The sequence below is a fragment of the Capnocytophaga stomatis genome, from assembly GCF_002302635.1.
GTDB classification, from domain to species: domain Bacteria; phylum Bacteroidota; class Bacteroidia; order Flavobacteriales; family Flavobacteriaceae; genus Capnocytophaga; species Capnocytophaga stomatis.
This window is the reverse complement of the sequence record NZ_CP022387.1, coordinates 1421759-1443039: the sequence shown is the minus strand read 5'-3', so window position 1 is coordinate 1443039 and position 21281 is coordinate 1421759. Positions and strand designations below refer to the sequence as shown.

Below are 21281 nucleotides of genomic sequence, written 5' to 3'. Positions count from 1 at the left end.
CTTGTTGATTTTTTAATAAAACAGATGTAGAATTAAAATCTTCATCAGTAGAATTTTTATATTCTAATGAAGAATTAAATAATTTATCAGAATAATCATAATATTCATTAGTAGAAATATTTTCTTCATCAGAAGATTTTGTTTCTTCACGTGTAGAAGTATTTTCTTCTTATAAAGATAAAGATTCTACGTATTATCTGTTTTATTCTTTATTTATTTTTTTGTTTATAATTCCTTTTTTTAAATCAAAAATAGTTAGTGTTTTTTTCTTTTTTGAAAACCCGAACAATTTACGAAAGAACAGAGAAACGGAATCAGCCTCCACATTAAAATACTCATAAACAGGAAACTCACTTACATCAACCTGAAACATTTCAGCATAACGAGTAATAAAATCAACTGCCTCATCACCGTAAATTCCTAAATCTTCCTCCAATCGAAAATTATCATCGGCTTCCGTTACTTGTCGGTTAGTAATCTCAAAAATGAGAGCATACAATTTATTATAATCAGTATTTACCACAAAACTTATTTCATTTTTTGTTTTTTTTTATACAAATATTCTGACGAAACACATTCCATCTTTACTATCTGTAAAAATAAACATACTTATCAACATCTCTAAAAAACTTCTTTATAGTCATTTTTTTGTCTATCAACCAATTTCCGTCAATGTCCTTTATATGTATATGTGTTTCGTGATTTCCTGCCCATACTGCCCAATGTTTTGTAAGAGGATGAATTTCTAAAAGTTTATTAATAAGTACTTCCATTGATATATTCTCAGGAAATTCAGAAAATATATTATGTTTATACATATCATCTGCCATACATACACTCATCCTGTCAGATTCTATTTCAATCATTTTTTTACTTATAAAAAGATTTCTCATATATTTATGTTTGCTAATTTTTAAAAATCTTTTTCTCTAAAACGCAGATTACTTTTACTACAACTCATAACTCATTGTCAGCTGTTTGGCTCGAAGGATTTCGGCTACATTTCGGGCTTTGGAAATGCAACCTCGCGAACGAAATGGCGGATTTCCATCGTAAATAGCCGAAATGGTACTTACACCGTGTCCGCTTAATTCTTCCTCAAAATCAGCTAAAATTGCTTCTGCATCAGGGATATAGGTTTTTCCATAAATTTTTAAATGAGCTTCTATATAAAATCCTATAAACCAAGGATGTACCGACCCGTTAAATGTAGCTCGGTCACGGTCGTACACGTTGCCAATACTTACGCTTTCGTAACTTTTATTTTTAGGTGATAACGAACGCAATCCTCGTGGTGTGAGCAATTCTTGTCTGACAATGTCCAAAACGCGTTTCTTACTTCGCTCATCCAAAGGAGAATACGCCAACGCACAAGTTATCAACTGATTGGGGCGAACATCACGATTTTGATGAGCATAATTCACATAATCTGCCAAGTATTTTTTGTCAGCAATCCAAAAGGTTTGATTGAAATTTTCAGCAATCATCGTAGGTAAATCGCTCCATTCTTTCAGAAAATCTTTATCCTTTGAGGCTTCTGCCAAAGCCAATGCGTAACATACGGCGTTGTACCACAAAGCATTAACCTCCACCACGTAACCATTTCGCGGAACAATCGCACCGCCGTCAAACTGAGCATCAACCCACGTAAGCGGACGGCTAATATCTTCCGACCAAATGAGTCCGTTGCTGTCCATTCGTATGGTTTTGTGTTGCCCATTTCGATAGGTTTCCAAAATGGTTTGCATCATTTCGCCAAATTCTTTCCAAAGCTGTTTTGCCGTTTTTTTGGTGTATTTTTCGTACTGCTGAATCGTCCAGAAAAACCACAAAGACGTATCGGCATCATACTGAGGATGAGCTACGTGCGTGCTTATCGTCTTTTCAAAAAGCCCGTTAGAGAAATATTTTTTGGTTGATGTAAGTACGTCTTCAAACGTTTTTTGAGTATTTTCCGCCAAGGCAATTCCCGGCAAGGCGATGAACGTGTCACGCGTGTTGCTGTTATACCAATGATAGCCTTCTTTTACGCGAATTTCACCCGCTTTTTGAATCAAAAACTGCGAGGCAGAGTAGTGGAGGCATTCCTCAAAGGAATTTCGTTCACGTCGCTGATTGATAAGTCGGGTGAATTTTTGTTTGAGTTGCTTGCTGTTATTTTCCTCCGTACTTGCCGAAAATACAACACTTTCGCCTTTTTTGATGCTCAACTCGAAATAGCCGAGCGTAAGCAAATCTTCCGTATAATCGTATCCGCGTTCTTTTTCTTTCTTATAGAAAATATTGTAATTCCAATTCGGATTATATTCAAAATCAGATTCTTGGCTTAATTGTAAATGCAAATATGGGAAATCGGGATAAAGTTTGGCTTTGATTCCTCCATCAATTTTTTCAATGTTTTTATTTGCCAAATCGTTGGCTTTACTAAGCGAATGAATGTCCCGAAATGCTAATAACGGATTCAACCTCAACTTAGTAGGGGAGTGGGCTTCGAGCAAAGTGTAACGAACCAAAACCTGAGGTTCATTATGTACCATCAAGATTTCCTTTTTGAGCGTTACGCCTCCCACCTGATAAATGACCGTAAAGGCTTTTTCGTAGGAAACGTCCACGATATATTTGTGTCCGCGAGGTTCGTAAGTTTCGGGATATTGATGCACCGCAAAATTGAATTCGCGTCCGTGCTGAATGATGGTTTCATCGAGCGAAGAGAGCAAAACGTGATTCAATCCTCTGCAATTTTCAAGCGGAACGACTAAAAGTCCGTGATATTTTCGGGTGTTGCAAAACACAAGGGTAGAGGAGCTGTATCCGCCCCCGCGATTGGTGCCAAGAAGCTCTCTGTCAAGAGAATACTCCAAGTTGATTAATTCTTTCTTTTTGAATGTTAAATAACTCATATTATTTTAGTTTTTTAAAGAACAAATTACAATGAACAGTGAACAATTTTTGTCGATGAACAATTTTTATAATGAACATTTTATTTGAATAACTATTCATTGTTAATTGTTATTTGCTACTCATTGTTAATTGTTATTTATTGTTCGCTTAATAGTTTTTATACTTGATATTAGTAATTTTAAAATCTCTTTTAAATCCGTTGAAACAGAATCAAATTCTGTAACGTTTATATAATCAGATTTATACAAAAGTTCTATCCAATACTCTGTTTCATTCGCTTCTTTCAATGCAATATGCAGTTTGTGAATGAAATCCCTTTTACTTTCAGCATATTCAGCCTCTCTTACCAATGCTCCACTTCGTAATAATTGTTTGGTTATGATGAATTCTTTTCGATTATCTACCAATAATTTCGTAAGTTTGACAATCCGTAAAGAGAAATCAAAAGTTTTTATTTTTAATGTATTTTCTTTCTTCATACCTTACAATGAACAGTTTACAATGAATAATGAACAATTTTTATAATGAACATTGTTAATTGTCATCCATTGTTCATTGTTAATTATTATTTATTCACTTTCAAAACAATAGCCAACCTTGACGGAATGTACAAACTAATCAGATTCTTTTTGTATTTGTACTGCGTAAAATGCTCGACATTTTCATCGATACGATTTTGCCCTCCAAAGTTCGGATTGTCCGAATTTAAAACATAGGTGTATTTTCCTGCTTCTACCTCAAACTCATAATTATTAAACGACTCGGACGGATTGAAATTGAACACAAACAAAAATCCGCTTCGTTCAAAAGCTAAAATCTGACGTTCATTGTCGCGAACCAAAATAGTTGGCATTTCTTTGAGCAATTGATTTTCTCTCACGAAATGAATCATCGCCTTATCAAAGTTATTCAAATACTTGAATTTCAGATTTTCATCATCAAGCAAACTCCACAAACGACGAGCGTGGTCGTAACTCCAATCATTTCCTTCACGCGGAAAATCAATCCATTCGGGATGTCCCCATTCGTTACCCATAAACGCCAAATATCCGTTTCCAGCTGTGGTAATGGTTACCAAACGAATCATCTTATGAAGTGCAATGGCTCTGTCAATTACCAAATTTTGGTCAAAAACGCTCATTCCCGTGTAGATTTCCTTGTCTGCCAAACGGAAAAAAATCGTTTTGTCACCCACCAAAGCTTGGTCGTGGCTTTCGGCATAACTTACAGTTTTTTCTTCGGCTCGTTTGTTGGTTAATTCGTAATAGATATCACCCACGTGCCAATCTTCGTCCTTGTAATCTTCCAAAAGTTTTATCCAATAATCAGGCACGCCCATATGCATTTTGTAATCAAATCCCATTCCGCCACCTTCGATAGGAAATGCCAAACCCGGGATTCCACTCATTTCTTCGGCAACTGTGATGGCTTTCGGATATATTTCGTGAATAACCTGATTTGCTAACGTCAGATATGTTATCGCATCAACATCTTGATTTCCATCGTAATATAAAGAATATTCCGTGAAGGCTTTTCCCAATCCGTGGTCGAAATAAATCATACTGGTTACGCCATCAAATCGGAAGCCGTCAAACTGAAATTCTTCCAACCAATATTTACAATTAGAAAGCAGAAAATTAAGCACTTGTGGTTTTCCGTAATCGAACAAACGCGAATCCCACTGTGGATGTTTTCCCCGCTCTCCCGAATGGAAATACAGATAATCCGTGCCGTCAAAAAAGCCCAATCCTTCCGACTCGTTGCTCACCGAATGTGAATGCACAATATCCAAAATGACTTTTATTCCCAATCCGTGAGCCGTGTCTATCAACTCTTTAAGTTCTTCGGGCGTTCCGAAACGGGAACTCACCGCGAAAAAATTCGCCACCTGATAACCGAACGAACCGTAATACGGATGTTCCTGAATTGCCATCAGTTGAATGGTATTGTAGCCCAACTCTGCGATGCGAGGCAGTACAAACAATCGGAATTCGGTAAAAGTTGCCACTTTCCGAAGCTCGGAAGCCATCCCGATGTGTGCCTCGTAAATCAAAGGCGGTTCATTGTTGTCGGGACGCGAATTCTTCCACTCGTAAACCATTTCGGGCTGCCAAACTTGAGCGGTGAAAACTTTAGTGTATTCGTCCTGAACCACTCTTCGAGCGTGCGAAGGAAGCCTTTCCGCTCCGCCACCTTGCCATTCTACGTACAATTTGTACAAATCGCCGTGCGAAAGTTCCGATTTCGGCAAACGAATTTCCCAATTTTCATTGTCTATCTTCTGAAAAGCATATTTTTCGTTGGTCTGCCAATCGTTATTATTGCAAAGCAGATATATTTTCGTTGCATTTGGAGCCCATTCGCGTAAAATCCACTGATTTTCTGATAGATGCAATCCGTAAAACAAATGAGAATTCAAATTATCGGACAAACGAACGCAATCTCCTCGCATTACTTTTTGAGTTTGCAGAAAATGTGCGTGACGAGCCTGAATTTCATCAGCAAATTTTTGTAATAGCGTATCTGTTTTTAAAATAGAAAACATAGAAGTCGTGATTTTAACATAATAAAAAATAACAACAGATTGATTATTATGCTTTTAAAGTCTCAGTTTTTTGAAAATTTTAACTTAAAATTTTCATATTTTTTCGAGGTTAAAGTTAAGATATTTTTTTGAAAAAAACTAATGATTACATTCAAAAAAATATTTTTTTAATTAAAGAAGAAAGAATTTTTCATTAGAAATAAAAAAATTGCCAAAAAACAACATTCTTTCTAAAACAATAATTTACTATTTATGAGATATTTAATGTCCGAAAATATATTTATGAAATTCATCAATCATATTCCTAATTTTTAAAAAAGCTGACTAACCAAAAATGAAAAAAAATATTTCTGCTGATTGAAACGAGAAAGCGTTTTTAAATTTCTTCATTTTGTAAAGGTGATTTGATAGCTATCAACACCTTTGTAAATAACTTTTATTAACTTATTGAAAATAAATTAAGTTGAAAAATATTAAATTGTAGATAACTTTTAAAGTAAAAATCGGATAAAAAACTTGCTTTTTTCAGCAGGTTGTACATACAAACACAAAAAAGAAAAAAGCAAATTTATTTTTTGTGAAAATATGCATACTTATTCAACAGTTATCAACAATTTTAAAGCGTAAAACTTATCAAAAAGAAGCTGTTTATTTATAAAATAAGATATTAACAATAAAAATAAAATCACTGATTTTCAAATTTTTATATAATTAAGAATTGTTAATAACTAATGGTAATTTGTCAATTCTTAAAAAAGCAAATTTTTAAAATTCTATTTTTTAATAATTTCAACAGAGTAATAATAATAACCCTCTTCTTTTGTTTCAAAAAAAATTTTATTCTTTAAATTTAATTGTTCATAATTTAAAAAATTCGTTTTTTTTAATTTTTGGAATAAAATCAAAAAAATATTGGTTTTTCAATTTTTTTTCTTATTTTTCGGACTTTATATAAATAAAGATTATGTCAAAACGAAAAAAAAAATTGGTAAAAATTAAAAAACACGAACTTACAAAAGGTATTTTTTCCGTGTTGGAAGCCAACCAAAAAGAATCGTTCAATTACAAACAGATTGCGGCAAAGTTAAACATTTCTGACGCTTCAGGGCGAGATATGCTCATAAAAAAATTGGTTCAGCTTAAAGAAAAAAAGAGAATCTTGGAGCCAGAACGTGGCAAATACAAAGCCATTCCGTTCCAGAATTACTATAAAGGAGTGGTAGATGTTACCTCACGAGGAAATGCCTATGTAGCTGTTGATGAGTTAGATGAAGATATTTTTGTACCGTCAAATTTACTGAATAAAGCCTTGCACGGCGATTTGGTGGAAGTGTACGTTTTTCCACGTTTCAGAAATGGAAAAAAATTGGAAGGTGAGGTTACTAAAGTGTTGGAACGCAATAAAGTACGTTTTGTGGGTGTGGTGCAAATGCAGAAGAATTTCGCTTTTGTGTTGCCGACCGACCACCGAATGTACACCGATATTTTCGTGTCGAAAAACGATATCAACGGAGCAGAAAATGGCGATAAAGTCATCGTGCGTATTGAAAAATGGGAAGGGAAATCCAATTCACCTTTCGGGGTGATTGAGCAAATCCTTGGAAAACCCGGGGAGCAAACCACCGAGATGCATTCCATTTTGGCGGAATATGGCTTGCCGTACGCCTTTCCGGAAGAAGTTGAAGCCTTTGCTAAGCAGTTGGATACTTCCATCACTGCGGAAGAAATCGCCAAACGCAGAGATATGCGCGATGTGCTGACTTTCACCATCGACCCGAAAGATGCCAAGGATTTTGACGATGCCCTTTCGTTTGAAATTCTCGAAAACGGAAATTACGAAATCGGGGTGCATATCGCCGACGTGTCGCACTATGTTCAGGAGGGAACGATTTTGGACGAAGAAGCCTATAACCGAGCTACTTCCGTGTATTTGGTGGATAGGGTAGTGCCGATGCTCCCCGAAGTACTGTCGAATTTTGCGTGTTCGTTGCGTCCGAATGAGGAAAAGTACACCTTTTCAGCCGTTTTTGAAATGAACAAAAAAGCTGAAATTTTAAATACTTGGCTCGGAAGAACGGTTATCAAATCAGACCATCGATTAACGTACGAAGAAGCACAGGAAATTATTGAGACAGAAGGCAATAGGGAAGAGGCAATAGGCAATAGTGGTACAGAATCTAATGCCTATTCCCTATTGCCTATTCCCTTAGAAAATACCATTTTAATCTTCAATGATTTGGCTAAAAAACTGCGTACCAAACGAATGCGATTAGGAGCTATCTCTTTTGATAAAATCGAAGTGAAATTCCATTTGGATGAAAACGACAATCCAACGCACGTTTATTTCAAAGAAAGCAAAGATGCTAATAAACTTATTGAGGAATTTATGTTGTTGGCAAACCGAAAAGTAGCCGAATTTGTTGCCAAACAGAAGAAAACTTTTGTCTATCGTGTTCACGATGAGCCCGATGACGAAAAATTGATGCAGCTTAACGGGGTGATTTCTCGTTTCGGTTATGGCATCAATATGAAGGACAAGAAAAGTATTACGCACTCGCTGAATTCCCTTTTGGAGGAAGTAAAAGGCAAAAAGGAACAGAATTTGGTGGATACGCTTGCTATTCGTTCTATGGCAAAAGCCTCATATTCAACGGATAATATTGGTCATTATGGTTTGGCGTTTGATTTCTATACGCATTTTACTTCGCCTATTCGTCGTTATCCTGATGTGATGGTACACCGATTGTTGCAGAAATATTTAGATAATCAACCTTCTGAAAAACAGGAACTTTACGAAACTAAATGTAAACATTCTTCACAGATGGAGAATTTGGCTTCGTCTGCCGAGCGTGATTCGATTAAGTATATGCAGGTGAAATATATGGAAAATCATAAGAATCAGCATTTTGCGGGTGTTATTTCGGGCGTTACCGAATGGGGAATTTATGTGGAAATTGTGGAAAACAAATGCGAAGGTTTGGTCAGAACCCGTGATATTAAGGACGATTATTATATTTTCGATGAGAAACAATACGCTTTAGTAGGGGAGGTGACTAAAAATATGTATCAGCTTGGAGATGAAGTAGTTGTACGCGTTAAAAATACTGATTTACTCAAAAAACAATTGGATTTTGAGTTGGTGCAGTAAGTTTTTTGACTAAGGAATTAATTAATAATAAAAATTGCGAGATTTTACGATAATCTCTCAATTTTTATTATTTTTGTGCTTTATTAAAGGCAGATTATGTTAGAGAAACCACCTTTTTTTGATGTAGAAAACACAGATATAGAAACAATCTATTTAATGTTAAAGTCTGAAAATGAAGATATTTTACAAAAAATACAAGACGATTATCTGTATTGGGACAAAGTAAAATATAAAAAGACAAATTTACCGGCTGAAAAACTTTGGGAGCTTGTCAAGAGACATCGTTTTATCAAGTCGAAATTTGTAAAATTTGGAAATTATCAATTTTCGTATGTTATTACTGATTATATCCAAAAAAAATTACATTTTTTCGATATGTATTTTGGTGGAATATTGGGTAGTAACATAGGCATAGCCTATACTGATAAAAATAAATTTATTATTTCTTCGCTTATTGAAGAATCTATTTCAAGTAGCCAAATGGAGGGAGCTAATACCACCCGACAAAAAGCAAAGGAAATGATTCAGCAACAGAAAAAACCAAAAAATAAATCTGAACAGATGATTTTTAATAACTTTTTGGCTATGAAGTATATCGTTTCCAATAAGGAACAAGAAATTTCATTAGAAAATTTTTTGTACCTGCATAAGTTGTTAACAAACGATACATTAGATAATGAATTGTATGAAGGAAAATTAAGAGATACTAATGATATTTATGTGGTCAATTATTCTAACTCAGAAGTAGTTCATACACCTCCTTTTTTTACAGAAATTCCTAATTTACTTGATGATTTGTTTACTTTTTTTAATAAAGACGATAAAAATTTCATTCATCCTATTTTGAAGGCTTGTATTTTGCATTTTATGTTAGGGTGGATTCATCCTTTTGTGGATGGAAACGGACGAACCGCAAGAGCTATTTTCTATTGGTATATGCTAAAAAAAGGATATTGGCTTACAGAATATCTCACCATCTCAAAGGTAATAAAAAATACGAAAAATCAATATGAAAAGGCATACTTATATACCGAAATAGATAATAATGATTTAAGTTATTTTATAACTTATCATATAAAGGCAATGGAAAAGTCTTTTGAGGAATTGAAGCAATATATTGCTAAAAAACAGAGACAAGTGATGCAATCTGCTCAATTTTTGAAAATAGGTGGTGTTAATGAGCGAATGGCAGAAATTTTAAAAATATTCAATGATGATTCAGACAGAATAATGACTATCAAAGAAGTAGAATCAAGATTTCAGGTTTCTAATTACACTGCACGAACTGATTTAAAACTTTTGTCTGAAATGGGATTTTTAACAGTTATTCAAGTTAATAAAAAGAAACAAAATTTTATTAAATCAGATAATTTTGATTTGATTCTCAAAGAATTATTATCTAAAAAATAAATAATAAAAATTGCGAGATTTTGCGATAATCTCGCAATTTTTAGTGTTTTCGTTTTTTATATTTACCAAATATTTTATTTATGAATGATTTAGTGACTATTAACCAAATTCCTGATTATGAGCAAATACCATTAACCAATCTACATTCCGACTATAAAAAAATAGCTCAAATGAATGCTCTTATTGCTTCAGGAATTGGATTGGTACTTCTGTTAGCAATTTTTGTTATTTTTGATGCGGTTGAAAAGTATTACGCTATTATTGGTATTCTTCTCATTTTTGTATTTTTAATTTTTTATATTTCAATAAGTTATAAATATAAAAAATATGCTTTTCGTCAGCACGATGCTATTTATAAATCTGGTATTGTTTTTCAGGTAACACACATAATTCCTTATGTTCGTTTGCAACACATTACTATCAAGCAGGGTTGGTATGCTAAACGCTTGGGAATGGCTACTTTATGTCTGTATACGGCTTCTTCCAATGGTGATATTTCTATCCCTGGATTGTCTTTACAGGAAGCTGAACGCTGGAAGGGTTTTTTGTTAAATCGTATTGAAACTACTGAAAATGAGTATGATGAATTATGATTTTTCAATTCCGAATAAACTTTCACAAAAGGCTTTTTGGTTGGCTTTGGTGAAAGCTTTTTGGAGTAATTTCAAAATCTTTTGGGGAGTTTTCGCCATATTTCTTTTTAAAAAGGGGAATAATTCTGATGATAAATTTCAATTTTTCTTAATTTTTTCAGCTATATTTTTAGTAATCAGTATTTTAATATTCATTTTTCAATATATAAAATACAAGTATTTTTCTTATCAAATTATTGATAATGAACTGATTATTCGTGAAGGTTGGTTAAGTAAATCGGAAACGGTGGTAAAGTTTGACAAAATTCACGAAGTACATCTAAATCAGAAGTTTATACATAAAATAGTAGGATTATACAAATTAGATATAGACACGGCAGGAAGCGATAAAGTGGAAATTTCTATCGATGGAATAGATTATCATAAAGCATTGGTTATCAAAGATATTTTAACAGAAAAAGAAACCATTTCTGAAATTCGGGAAGAAATTTCTTTGACAGAAAACACAAAGCCCAAAGAAGAATTTACTCCTCTGAAAATAAGTATTTTAACTTTGTTTAAAATCGGGATTACGCAAAATTATTTTTATACACTTTCGTTGATGTTTGCTTTTTCGTATCAGATAATTGATTTCATAACCGATACATTTTACGAAAAACGTTCCGATTTTGTTAATCAAATATCTGAGTTTTCAAATACAATTTCAACCATATTTTTTTGGATTTTTTTCTTATTTATTTTGATACTTTTCGTCATCATTTTTAATTTAATTCGTACATTATTAACGTATTATAATTATGAAATACAAATTAAAAATAACCGACTATTAGCTTCCTACGGACTTATAAATTCGCACATTGTGGCAGTTCCGCCGAAAAAAGTGCAAATGATTCATTTTCAGCAGAATTATTTTCAAAAGTTGATGAATTTGTTTGAAATGCGAATTTCACAAATTGATTCTTCTGAAAATAAAGAAAAAAAGACGCAAGGTTTACTAATTCCTGGAATTAATTATTTGGAAATGAGTAAATTATTTCAATTTGTGTATAATAAAGATTTTGAAGAATTGAAAGAATTTCATCGTCCGAGTTTTCGGAAAGTTGTTATCCGAGCGATGTATTTGTTTTTTGCTTTTTTGATGATTATTTTTACAATGTATTTTATTGATATATTGCGATTTACGTGGATTCCTACGCTTTTATTTTTCGTTGTTTTGTCACTCATTTATATTTCATACCGAAACGAAAAACTTTTCTTGAAAGATGATTTTATCATACTTAAAAGCGGTATTTGGGATTTGACAACCACCTATTTGCAAGTAAACAAAATACAAGAAGTAAAAATAAAACAATCGTATTTTCAAAAACGTAGAAGATTGGTTTCCATTAGGTTATCAACGGCATCGGAAAGTTTACGACTTAATTTTTATGACGAAAAATTACTTAAAAATTTGGTAAATGAATCTGTTTATAAAATTGAGTTCGTTATTTAAAAATATATGAATCAGAATTTTATAGTTTTTTTTTTCAGAAATATGTATAAAAATTTTGTTATTTGAATTTTTTTGTTATAATTTTGCGAGTGTATCGTCATTTTAGATATATTCACTTGAATTTCAATAATTAATTTTTACCATTATGGAAACAAGAAATGAGTTGATAAGAAAGAAATTTGGATTGTCTTTTTTGATATTCTACTTGGCTACCTTTTTGATTTGGTTCATTTTTCCAGACCAATTGGTGGGGAATATCTATGTTTTGATGACATATTTGATAGGAAATTTGATTTTTCTTTATGTTTTGTATAAATACAAACGGAGTTTGAATAAAGTTGAATAATTGGAAATGGAATAGGGGAGAAGCTACAAAGTTTTTCCCTTATTTTTTTGCTTTTTATTCTTTTTTCTTTATTTTTGTTAGTTGTTTTAATTAAAGTGTTTATATTTCTGATTTTCAGAAAAATAATTTCAATTTTTTCAAAAGAAATAAAATGTTTGCAGATGTATTACTTGCCTTGCCTTTAGGAGTTTTATTGGCTTTTACTATTGGTCCTGTTTTCTTCGTTTTGCTTGAAACAGCTATTACTAAGGGATTTAGGGCTGCGATAGCCTTTGATGGAGGCGTAGTTTTGGCAGATGTTGTTTTCATTTTAATAGTTTATTTCACAACCAGTAGCATACTTCAGAAGGTAAAAGATGACCCGCTTTTGTTCATTGTTGGCGGAATAATTATGATTTCCTACGGAATTATTTCTTTCATAAAACTTAAAAAGGATTTTAATAAGAAGGTAAATATTGAGGAAGATGAAGTTCTTTCTGCTAAAAAAGTTAATTACTTGGCACTTTTTGTAAAAGGATTTTTACTCAATTTCATAAACATCGGTGTATTAGGTTTTTGGCTGGGAATCATTATTGTTTTCGCTCCACAATTGGATATGAATACTAACAGAATTATAGTTTTCTTTTCGTCGATTGTGATTATTTATTTTTTGGTTGATGTGATAAAAATACTTATAGCCAAACAATTGAAAAATAAACTCACCGCTTTTCATATTTATAAAATAAAACGAACGATAAGCATTATTCTTTTAATTTTTGGTATATTTTTATTGGCACAAGGTATTTTTCCTGAAGGAAAAGAAAAATTGAATGAAATTTTTACTGAAAATCCTGAATTGAATTAGAAAATAACCGAATTGGTAAAAAGAAAAGCCCAAAGAATAAAATCTTCGGGCTTTTTAAATTTATATTATTTTTTGTAGTTCTCGTTTAAGTGCTTAATTACTTCGTTGGTAATGTCTTTTTTATCATCTCCGTACAGAACGCTTCCTCCGTCATTAGCTCCCAAAATGAAATTATATCCTTTTTGTTTGCCGTATTCTTTCACTGATTTTTTTACTTTATTGAGCAAAGAATCCATTTGAGTTTGGCTTTCCATTTGGATTTTTTGTTCTTCTTGTTGTAAATGTTGTTGCAAGATTTGACTTTTTTGCATCAATTCGTTGTATCTTTTTTGAGCTACATTTTGTGGTAAATTTCTTGCCTCTACATCAAATGCTTTTGCCTCTGCTTGAAATGCCTGTGAAATACTATCACGTTTTTTTTCATATTTGCTGATTTGTTCTTTCAGTTTGCTTTCAATATCTTTTTTTTCTTGATATTCGTTAAGTAGTTTGCTATTGTCAACAAACGCAATTTTATTTTGTTGGCACGACACCAATCCGAAAAGGACAAAACCTCCAATGATTATTTTTTTCATCTTTATAAATCTGTTAAGTACTGAGGGCAAAAGTAAGAAAGTTTTGTTTCAAAATCAAAAAGTGAAATATCTTTATTTATTTTGTATTATCAAATTTTTTTATTGTTTAGTTTGAAAATATAAAAATACTTTATAAAAATCGGCTTTCAGAAATGCCTTAAATTTCAATTTTCAAAAATTTTCCGTATAGATTTATATTTTCTATTGAGATAGTGTAAAAAATGGGCTTAAAAATCATTTTTTACTTTTCGGAGCACGTAAATATGCGAAGAAAACTCTTTTTTTCGCATTCCGTACAGGTTTGAACGCATTCCATTTATGATTCCTTTAATAAAATTCTTTTTTCCGGTTTTGTACTGTTCGGAAAGTATCGATACATAAAAAGCATCGAAAAGCATTGGTTTTATTTCTAAAAGTTGAAATCCTTTTTGGGTAAAAATTTTCCGAATGCTTGTTTTTGAAAAATGCCACAAATGCCGAGGAACGTCATACGCTGCCCAAAATTGTTTATAATGTTTTGCGTCCCACGATTTGTAATTCGGAACGGCAATAATTAGAATTCCGTCTTCTTTTAAAAGTGAATTTATTTTATTGATTTCATTTTCCAAGTCGGGGATATGTTCCAAAACGTGCCAAAGCGTGATAACATCAAATGATTTTTCTTTTAAATTATCGTAGTTTTTAAGCAGATTGATTTGTTTTTTTTCGGCTACTTTTCTTGCTTTTTCATTGGGTTCAATTCCTGAAGCATTCCAATTCATTTCATTTTTGCAAGCCAAAACAAAATCACCTGTTCCCGCACCTATGTCCAATAATTCGATTTTTTGTTTTTTATATTTGGAAATGATGCGTATTTTACTCTTCAAATTAATGCCTTTCACAGCTTGATAAACCCTATCGAATAATGTTTTTTTACTATCCGTGTGTGAAATGTAAGCATCACTTTCGTAGTATTTATGTAAGTTTTCGGGAATGGGTTGTGTTTTAAAAAGCTCTAAATTTGAGTCGTAAATTAATTCGAATTCTTCCTGTGAAACGCTATAATCTTTTATTTTCATTATGAAATATGGAATAAACTAAGCAAATATACTATTTATTTATAAAAGCACATTCATTTTCTGTTATTTCTTGTTTTACTATTTGAAAATCAAATTATTAAACATCAATTTTGATTAAAGAAATGAGGTTCCACGTGGAACAAGATGAAGTTCTTTTATTTGTGTAAATATTTCAATTTTCTAAACAGAAACAGTAAATAGTTTTCTGATTACAATGTTTTAAAACTTATTTTTTTGAGAGATTTTCTTTTTAAATTTTGCTTCTGTTATGAAGAATTGTTCCACGTGGAACTTTTAGATTTGGTTTTATTTATAAAAGTTGATGTGTTTTTTTATATTCTTTGAGTGGTTTTTTATAGTTTTATTCTGATGAATGTTTCACGTGGAACATTTATTATTTCTTTTGGTTAAGAAAATTAAATATTTTTCTTTCTTTTAAATAATTTAAATTTCTTTCATTATTGTATGCTTCTTTCTCAAAGATGATATTTCGGTACGCAATTTCCCAGTTTTTGTACTTGCAGAGTTTTATGATAAAATCAATAAAATACCAAATATAAAAGGGAATGATTAGTAACTCTTTTTGCTGTTGTAAATGGATTTGTTCGTGATTTATAAAATAAGGATTTTTAATAAGTTCTTTGTTGACTACAAAAATAAAGGGAAATAAAGTAATTCCAGAGTAACCTCTGGGAACTAAATAACGATTTGTGATAATTATCATTGCTCAAGTTTTGAGACTACAAATAAAATAAAAACTTTTGATATAGCTTAAAAGGAATAAGGAAAATTTTAAAAATGGAATAAGATAATATATTATGATAAACATAAATTTATTATTTTTGCAGTTGAATTTCTATTAAAATATTTTCTTGTTATAAAATATTCGATGGATTGAAGTAATGAGAAATATGAATTTTAACCAGTGAATAAATAATTTTATATATTTAAATTATGATTTTATACACTAATTTTTTTACTATTTACGGAAATCAAATTATTGCAACATTAGTTGCTGTCATTGTTTTTACTGGCGTTCGTTTTACTATTGAAACTATTATCAGAAAATTTTCGAAAAAATCTAATCTTTCAGAAGCACGCACGGTTTTGGTAAAGCGATATTTTGATTATTTTATTTTTATATTGTTTGTTGTGATGCTTATATCTATCTGGGGAATCAAACGGGAACAATTACTTTTGTTTTTTTCTTCAGTGCTTACGGTAATTGGAGTTGCGTTTTTTGCACAATGGTCTATTTTGAGTAATATAACGGCTGGAATTATTGTGTTTTTTTCATTTCCGTTTAAAATTGGTGATAGAATAAAATTTGTGGACAAGGAATTTCCTGTTGAGGGAGAAATAATAAGTATTAAATCATTTTACACATTGGTCAGAAATAGTGAAGGTGAAGAAGTTCTATTGCCTAACAATTTGCTTTTGCAGAAAGGAATTATAATACTTAGCAGTAATTAATTTTTAAAGACAGAGTAGGAGAGAAGTATATTTTTTACACATTGATATGAAAAATCCTTTGCCAAACAGCAAAGGATTTTTTTGTTTTTATATCATAATTTGATTATTCAAAAATGTTCATTTCTTCGTTGTAAACAGGACTGTCGATTCCCAAGAAATTTAGAATGCTATGGAATACGTGATTTTGTGATAAATTCTCAAGTGACTTTAATTTTTTTGAACCTTCGGAAACCCAAACAATAAATGGAATTTCATATTGTTCCTTTGGTGCAATGCTCATCGGAAGTCCGTGCATATACAAGTTTTTCTCTCCTAAAGATTCACCGTGGTCAGAAACATAGAGCATCGTACTTTTGTATTCTTTCAGTTCTTTTAAATTTTCAATTATTTTGTGTAATATGTAGTCCGTGTAAACTATGGTATTATCATACGCATTTAGGAGTTCTTCCTGAGTACAGTTTGCAAGTTCTACGCTATTACACACTGGTTTGAAAATTTCAAATTGTGGCGGATATTTTTTGTTGTATGTAGGTCCGTGGCTTGTGCTGGTGTGCAGTATAATCAATATTTTATCTTTGGTGCTTGATGCAATTTGCTCTTTTAATCCGTTAATAAGAACTTCATCGTAATTGCAACCTTCTCCCTCACAATTTTCCCTTAAGAAACTTCCTGTTTGGTATTTTTCGATATGAATTGGCGGTTCTCCTGAATTAGTGGTTCTCCATACTACTTCAACATTATTTCGATATAAATAATTCGGAAGAATTTCATATAAATCACCTGTGTTTTGATGTTCCAAAATACATTTTACTCCGGCTGTGGTATATGTCGCACACGAAGTAGCTTCAAAGTGAAATACATTTTTAGTTTTTGAAAGCAATGGATTTGTATTTTTTGAATAGCCGTATAAAGAGAAATTCTGACTTCGAGCTGATTCACCAATTACCAAAACTACTACCGATTTCTCATTATCTTTTATTGTAGCATCAGGCAGCAAGATTTCTTTCCGATTTTCTTGATATTTGTGAATGTAAAAAAGTGAAGTATTTACCGCGTACGACCAAGGCATTGCAAGTCCTCCTAATTGCTTTGAATTTTTGTCAATCCAAAGCCAACTGTTCCCATTTGCAAAAGCCAAAGCAATCATAAATACCAAAGTAAGTGATAAAGTGGTGAAAAATTTCTTTACGGTTGGTTTAATTATTTTAGCTTTGATTATGTAAATACTTGGAACAATTCCCAATAAAATAACGTATAAAATCATTTTAAACGAAAAGAAACTGCTCGATTCTTCATAGTTGGTATTTATCACATTACCAATCATACTTTCATCTACGATGATGCTGTACGTGTTGATAAAGTAAACTGCGATTGCATTCAGAATGAAGAAAACTACCAGTAAAAATTTCCCTACTTTTCTGGATAAAAAGAATATCAAGTAGAAAGTAAAAAAGTTTGCAACCAGCATTAAAATCACCAAGCTGATAATAGTTACAACTCCACTGAAACCTTTGTAATCAATATTTTCAAATACAAAATTGAAGAAAGGATAGTGAAATAATAAAAAGTTTAGCAAACTCATTAACAGTGCGAAACGTGTTAAACTCAAGTTATTTTTTAAAATTTTCAACATATGATTTTGTTATTATGAATAAAGAAACGATTAAACTAAATAAGGTTGCGTAAAATACGAATAAACTATTATCTATTATTTTTTTGATTACAACTGTGGAACAACCTAAAAATATCAAAATGAAAATCGGATAGAATTTTTTGTTAGCAATCCAACTCCATATTTTGTATTTTCTATTTATGAGAATTCCTAAAAGTCCTGATGTAAATCCAAGCGTGCTGCCAATGATTACATCAAGCGGATGATGAGCCCCTACGCCTACGCGAGTGAAAGCTATGATTAATCCTAATAAAATTGAAGAAATAAACCATAAATATCTGTAAGTTGATTTTTTGGGAGCGAAAGCAAACATCAATACGGTAATTACGGTGAAAGTGGTTATGGAATGTCCTGAAGGCAAACTTGAATAACCTACTAAAGTTTCTCCGATAATCGTAAAACTTTCATTGTCAAAGATGGTAGCCGGTCGCGGAATGTCAAAAATTTCTTTAAATGTTTTTGAAAAAACAAGAGATATTAACGATGCCGAGAATAATGCTTCCCACATTTTTGGAACGTAAAAAATAAAAACACTCAACAGCGACATAAAAATAAGTGCATCACCAATTTGTGTTAAATTGTTCTGTAAAATAGGAAGTTGAGATAAGTTCGAATTCAGAAAATAAAAAACATTTTTCTGAATATTCACATATCCTGCAACATTTAGTGCATTTTGTAAGTAGAGAAATCCAACAATTGTAATTATTACAAATATGGGCAGAAATAATAAATAGAACGAAACTTTTTTGTAATTATCAGTAACGTAGGTGTTCATTGTGATTGATTTACAGATTTCAAACTGCAAATATACGATTATTGTACAGTTTTGTGTAGAAATGCTGTGAATTGCTTGCTAAGTTTTATTGAAAATCAGATAATTATATTTTAATATTATGTGAAAAATATTCACAAGTAATTGATTTTTAGTAGGATAATTATCTTAAATTGGTTTTGAATTTAATTATTTTATGCTTGATAAAAAAACGAGTTTTTGTTTTTAGGGTTTTTACATTTACTTTTGCACTTTCATTTTTAAAGAAAACAATGGAACAAACACGACCCAAAACAACTTATTCCATCCTTTTTGCTATAGCTATTGCTCACTTACTCAATGATTTACTTCAAGCGGTAATCACGGCAAGTTATCCGCAGTTGCGGGAAGAGTTCGGGCTTACAATGACACAGGTAGGAATCATCACGCTTTGTTATCAGGTTTCGGCTTCCATTTTTCAGCCTTTGGTAGGGAACTTTACTGATAAACGTCCGTTGCCTTATTCGCAAGTTTTCGGGATGTTATTCACTACTTTAGGAATCATAATTTTAGCATATTCAACAAGTTACGCTTGGGTATTAACTGCTGTTTTTCTGGTGGGTACGGGTTCTTCTATTTTTCATCCTGAGTCGTCGCGTGTTGCTTTTTTGGCTTCGGGCGGAAAGAGGAGTCTGGCACAATCTATTTTTCAGTTGGGTGGAAATTCCGGAACAGCAATTGCTCCGCTTCTCATTGCTTGGATTGTTATCCCTAATGGAAAAATATACGTACTTTGGTTTGTGATTTTTGCCGTTTTGGCAATTGTAATTCTCTCATATATAGGTAAATGGAGAAGTAATGTTTTAAAAATATACAGAAAATCAGTTAAAAAGCCGATAGTTATGCCTGACTTAACACCCCGTCAGGTTACGAATTCTGTTGCGATTTTACTGATTTTAATCTTCTCAAAATATTTCTACACTGCCGGAATTACAAATTATTTTCAGTTTTACACGATGCATAAATTTGGTCTGTCAGAGGTTCAAGCACAAGTTTATTTATTTTACTTTTTGGGTGCAGCTGCATTAGGAACATTACTCGGAGGTGTGTTTGGTGATAAATTTGGCAGAAAGTTTGTGATTTGGTTTTCTATCTTAGGTGCTGCACCATTTGCGTTGTTGCTTCCGTATGTAAATCAGCAGTGGACAGCTATTTTAATCGTTATTATCGGTTTGGTAATATCATCGGCTTTTCCTGCGATTTTGGTGTACGTGCAGGAATTACTTCCTAAAAAGATAGGAATGGTTTCCGGGCTTTTTTATGGTTTTGCCTTCGGAATGGGCGGACTTGCTTCGGCTGTTTTAGGAAAAATCATTGATTTAACCGATATTGAGTTTGTTTACAAATTGTGTTCTTTTTTGCCTTTATTAGGTTTGATTGCTTACTTTTTACCCAACTTAAAGAAGAAAGTTAATTAGGTTTTAAAATGCTTCAGCTTGTTAGTTGTTAAATTGTAATAACGAAAATTTATTAAAATTATTTTACTCATTATTTTTTCATTTATTTATATTCTTCTAAAAATTTTGATATTCTTTCGTTAATCTCATAATTTTCGTCAATAATACTATCTAAAACATTGCCATTGAAATATAAAATGCTAAGTGGCTTTTTTTCATCATTAGGTGGCAAAAAGAAAAGAAACTCACCCGTTTTTAAAAAATGCTCATAATCTTTAATAAAATATTTTTTACAAATATTCAACTTTTCTTTTTCATCAACACCAATGTATGAAAAAGTTTTGTCTGTCAAAATATATGGAATAGAATCCAACTTGTTTCCTATGAAAAAATCTTCTCGATTTGAAAAATGGTCTTTTGTTTTATGTATTTTGTAAACGAATCCTTTTTTAGTTTTGAATATAGAAACTTCTGTAATTCCACCAAAATCTCGTGATATTCGATTAAATTCCTTTATAAAAGTTTCGTTTTTAAAATTTTCAAACGGATTTTCTGTCTCTTTTATATCAAAAGAAATATTTTCTTTTCTCAAAAATTGTTTTTCTTTAAAGTAAAGAGCGATTCCTTTGTGTTGATTGCTGATTTTATACTTAAAAATGATACTATTTTCTCCTAAATGGTGATAATCTGAAAGGAATTTGTCGTACTGAGCAGGAAAATATTTTTTGAAAGTATAGAAATAATCAAACCTATCCGAGGGCAAAAAAGCCATTATATCCGAAGTAATCACAACTTCTTTTTCCCCAAGCTGTGTTATATAGAAATAATTTTCATACAGATAGAAATTGTTGTCTTCGAAAACATAAACAGTAACTATATTATCCTTATTATCAGTAAAATGAATACGAATAACCGAATTTTTATTTTCTTTTCTTTGATTGATTTCTGTGATAGCTTTTGACAGAATTTCCTTATTTTTTGTGGTCATAAAGCTCTGTCCTTTAACGAAAAAAGGA

Annotated in this window: 19 protein-coding genes; 8 read left to right on the top strand and 11 right to left on the bottom strand. The window is 31.7% G+C overall.

The genetic code is table 11. From position 1 onward, the window contains the following. Positions 1–202: 202 nt before the first annotated feature. From CGC58_RS06515 to CGC58_RS06495, 5 genes are all read right to left on the bottom strand, one after another. The gene (locus tag CGC58_RS06515; protein WP_157909221.1) at positions 203–523 is read right to left on the bottom strand and encodes a DUF1493 family protein; all 321 of its coding nucleotides are present in this window, start codon (positions 521–523) and stop codon (positions 203–205) included. Between the two features lie 64 nt (positions 524–587). Then, the gene (locus tag CGC58_RS06510) at positions 588–842 is read right to left on the bottom strand and encodes a hypothetical protein (protein ID WP_198540709.1); all 255 of its coding nucleotides are present in this window, start codon (positions 840–842) and stop codon (positions 588–590) included. Between the two features lie 108 nt (positions 843–950). After that, positions 951–2900 carry a glycogen debranching enzyme N-terminal domain-containing protein gene (locus CGC58_RS06505; protein WP_095895976.1) on the bottom strand — a complete coding sequence of 650 codons (1950 nt, stop codon included), beginning with the start codon at positions 2898–2900 and terminating at the stop codon, positions 951–953. Positions 2901–3026: 126 nt separating this feature from the next. After that, on the bottom strand, positions 3027–3380 hold the full coding sequence (locus CGC58_RS06500; protein WP_095895974.1) for a four helix bundle protein: 354 nt from the start codon (positions 3378–3380) through the stop codon (positions 3027–3029). 86 nt (positions 3381–3466) lie between these two features. Beyond that, entirely contained in the window at positions 3467–5446 is a 1980-nt protein-coding gene (locus CGC58_RS06495) for an alpha amylase C-terminal domain-containing protein (RefSeq protein ID WP_095895972.1), read from the bottom strand. A gap of 964 nt (positions 5447–6410) precedes the next feature. On the opposite strand from CGC58_RS06495, the gene rnr reads away from it, so the two are divergent. The 6 genes from rnr (at position 6411) to CGC58_RS06465 (ending at position 13279) form a co-directional block, all read left to right on the top strand. Further along, on the top strand, positions 6411–8594 hold the full coding sequence (rnr, locus tag CGC58_RS06490) for a ribonuclease R (RefSeq protein ID WP_095895970.1): 2184 nt from the start codon (positions 6411–6413) through the stop codon (positions 8592–8594). Positions 8595–8690: 96 nt separating this feature from the next. Next, positions 8691–10004 (top strand): Fic family protein, encoded by a 1314-nt coding sequence (locus tag CGC58_RS06485; RefSeq protein ID WP_095895969.1) that lies wholly within the window; start codon positions 8691–8693, stop codon positions 10002–10004. A gap of 80 nt (positions 10005–10084) precedes the next feature. Next, positions 10085–10597 carry a PH domain-containing protein gene (locus tag CGC58_RS06480; RefSeq protein ID WP_095895966.1) on the top strand — a complete coding sequence of 171 codons (513 nt, stop codon included), beginning with the start codon at positions 10085–10087 and terminating at the stop codon, positions 10595–10597. Then, positions 10578–12089: a PH domain-containing protein gene (locus CGC58_RS06475; protein ID WP_095895964.1), complete on the top strand. Its 1512-nt coding sequence runs from the start codon at positions 10578–10580 to the stop codon at positions 12087–12089. The genes CGC58_RS06480 and CGC58_RS06475 overlap by 20 nt, the downstream gene beginning before the upstream one ends. Before the next feature lie 145 nt (positions 12090–12234). After that, complete coding sequence (locus tag CGC58_RS06470; protein WP_095895962.1) at positions 12235–12435, top strand: hypothetical protein; 201 nt, start codon at positions 12235–12237, stop codon at positions 12433–12435. 151 nt (positions 12436–12586) lie between these two features. Continuing rightward, positions 12587–13279: a LysE family translocator gene (locus CGC58_RS06465; RefSeq protein WP_095895960.1), complete on the top strand. Its 693-nt coding sequence runs from the start codon at positions 12587–12589 to the stop codon at positions 13277–13279. A gap of 65 nt (positions 13280–13344) precedes the next feature. On the opposite strand, the gene CGC58_RS06460 is transcribed toward CGC58_RS06465, so the two are convergent. The 3 genes from CGC58_RS06460 to CGC58_RS06450 form a co-directional block, all read right to left on the bottom strand. Beyond that, on the bottom strand, positions 13345–13854 hold the full coding sequence (locus CGC58_RS06460; RefSeq protein ID WP_095895958.1) for an OmpH family outer membrane protein: 510 nt from the start codon (positions 13852–13854) through the stop codon (positions 13345–13347). A gap of 227 nt (positions 13855–14081) precedes the next feature. Continuing rightward, a complete protein-coding gene (locus tag CGC58_RS06455; protein WP_095895955.1) occupies positions 14082–14912 on the bottom strand; it encodes a class I SAM-dependent methyltransferase in 831 nt (276 codons plus the stop codon). Positions 14913–15306: 394 nt separating this feature from the next. Then, positions 15307–15636 carry a hypothetical protein gene (locus tag CGC58_RS06450; RefSeq protein ID WP_095895953.1) on the bottom strand — a complete coding sequence of 110 codons (330 nt, stop codon included), beginning with the start codon at positions 15634–15636 and terminating at the stop codon, positions 15307–15309. Between the two features lie 230 nt (positions 15637–15866). Between CGC58_RS06450 and CGC58_RS06445 the strand changes: the two genes are divergently transcribed. Next, positions 15867–16385, top strand: coding sequence for a mechanosensitive ion channel domain-containing protein (locus tag CGC58_RS06445; protein WP_095895952.1), 519 nt, complete (start codon positions 15867–15869; stop codon positions 16383–16385). 103 nt (positions 16386–16488) lie between these two features. Here CGC58_RS06445 and eptA read toward each other — a convergent pair whose 3' ends face one another. After that, complete coding sequence (eptA, locus tag CGC58_RS06440) at positions 16489–18018, bottom strand: phosphoethanolamine--lipid A transferase EptA (RefSeq protein ID WP_232748800.1); 1530 nt, start codon at positions 18016–18018, stop codon at positions 16489–16491. Next, complete coding sequence (locus tag CGC58_RS06435) at positions 17996–18832, bottom strand: phosphatase PAP2 family protein (RefSeq protein ID WP_095895950.1); 837 nt, start codon at positions 18830–18832, stop codon at positions 17996–17998. The genes eptA and CGC58_RS06435 overlap by 23 nt, the downstream gene beginning before the upstream one ends. A 269-nt stretch (positions 18833–19101) precedes the next feature. Between CGC58_RS06435 and CGC58_RS06430 the strand changes: the two genes are divergently transcribed. Next, on the top strand, positions 19102–20286 hold the full coding sequence (locus tag CGC58_RS06430) for an MFS transporter (protein WP_095895949.1): 1185 nt from the start codon (positions 19102–19104) through the stop codon (positions 20284–20286). An 82-nt stretch (positions 20287–20368) separates the two neighbouring features. Here the strand turns inward: CGC58_RS06430 and CGC58_RS06425 are convergent, their stop codons facing one another. Continuing rightward, positions 20369–21253 carry a hypothetical protein gene (locus CGC58_RS06425; RefSeq protein ID WP_157909219.1) on the bottom strand — a complete coding sequence of 295 codons (885 nt, stop codon included), beginning with the start codon at positions 21251–21253 and terminating at the stop codon, positions 20369–20371. Between the last annotated feature and the right edge of the window lie 28 nt (positions 21254–21281).

Coding starts and splice junctions, on each gene's coding strand:
- CGC58_RS06500 (WP_095895974.1), bottom strand. CDS start 3,380: ATGAAGAAAGAAAATACATTAAAAATAAAAACTTTTGATTTCTCTTTA.
- CGC58_RS06495 (WP_095895972.1), bottom strand. CDS start 5,446: ATGTTTTCTATTTTAAAAACAGATACGCTATTACAAAAATTTGCTGAT.
- CGC58_RS06430 (WP_095895949.1), top strand. CDS start 19,102: ATGGAACAAACACGACCCAAAACAACTTATTCCATCCTTTTTGCTATA.
- CGC58_RS06455 (WP_095895955.1), bottom strand. CDS start 14,912: ATGAAAATAAAAGATTATAGCGTTTCACAGGAAGAATTCGAATTAATT.
- CGC58_RS06470 (WP_095895962.1), top strand. CDS start 12,235: ATGGAAACAAGAAATGAGTTGATAAGAAAGAAATTTGGATTGTCTTTT.
- rnr (WP_095895970.1), top strand. CDS start 6,411: ATGTCAAAACGAAAAAAAAAATTGGTAAAAATTAAAAAACACGAACTT.
- CGC58_RS06460 (WP_095895958.1), bottom strand. CDS start 13,854: ATGAAAAAAATAATCATTGGAGGTTTTGTCCTTTTCGGATTGGTGTCG.
- CGC58_RS06505 (WP_095895976.1), bottom strand. CDS start 2,900: ATGAGTTATTTAACATTCAAAAAGAAAGAATTAATCAACTTGGAGTAT.
- CGC58_RS06475 (WP_095895964.1), top strand. CDS start 10,578: ATGAGTATGATGAATTATGATTTTTCAATTCCGAATAAACTTTCACAA.
- CGC58_RS06465 (WP_095895960.1), top strand. CDS start 12,587: ATGTTTGCAGATGTATTACTTGCCTTGCCTTTAGGAGTTTTATTGGCT.
- CGC58_RS06425 (WP_157909219.1), bottom strand. CDS start 21,253: ATGACCACAAAAAATAAGGAAATTCTGTCAAAAGCTATCACAGAAATC.
- CGC58_RS06480 (WP_095895966.1), top strand. CDS start 10,085: ATGAATGATTTAGTGACTATTAACCAAATTCCTGATTATGAGCAAATA.
- eptA (WP_232748800.1), bottom strand. CDS start 18,018: ATGTTGAAAATTTTAAAAAATAACTTGAGTTTAACACGTTTCGCACTG.
- CGC58_RS06450 (WP_095895953.1), bottom strand. CDS start 15,636: ATGATAATTATCACAAATCGTTATTTAGTTCCCAGAGGTTACTCTGGA.
- CGC58_RS06485 (WP_095895969.1), top strand. CDS start 8,691: ATGTTAGAGAAACCACCTTTTTTTGATGTAGAAAACACAGATATAGAA.
- CGC58_RS06445 (WP_095895952.1), top strand. CDS start 15,867: ATGATTTTATACACTAATTTTTTTACTATTTACGGAAATCAAATTATT.
- CGC58_RS06510 (WP_198540709.1), bottom strand. CDS start 842: ATGAGTGTATGTATGGCAGATGATATGTATAAACATAATATATTTTCT.
- CGC58_RS06435 (WP_095895950.1), bottom strand. CDS start 18,832: ATGAACACCTACGTTACTGATAATTACAAAAAAGTTTCGTTCTATTTA.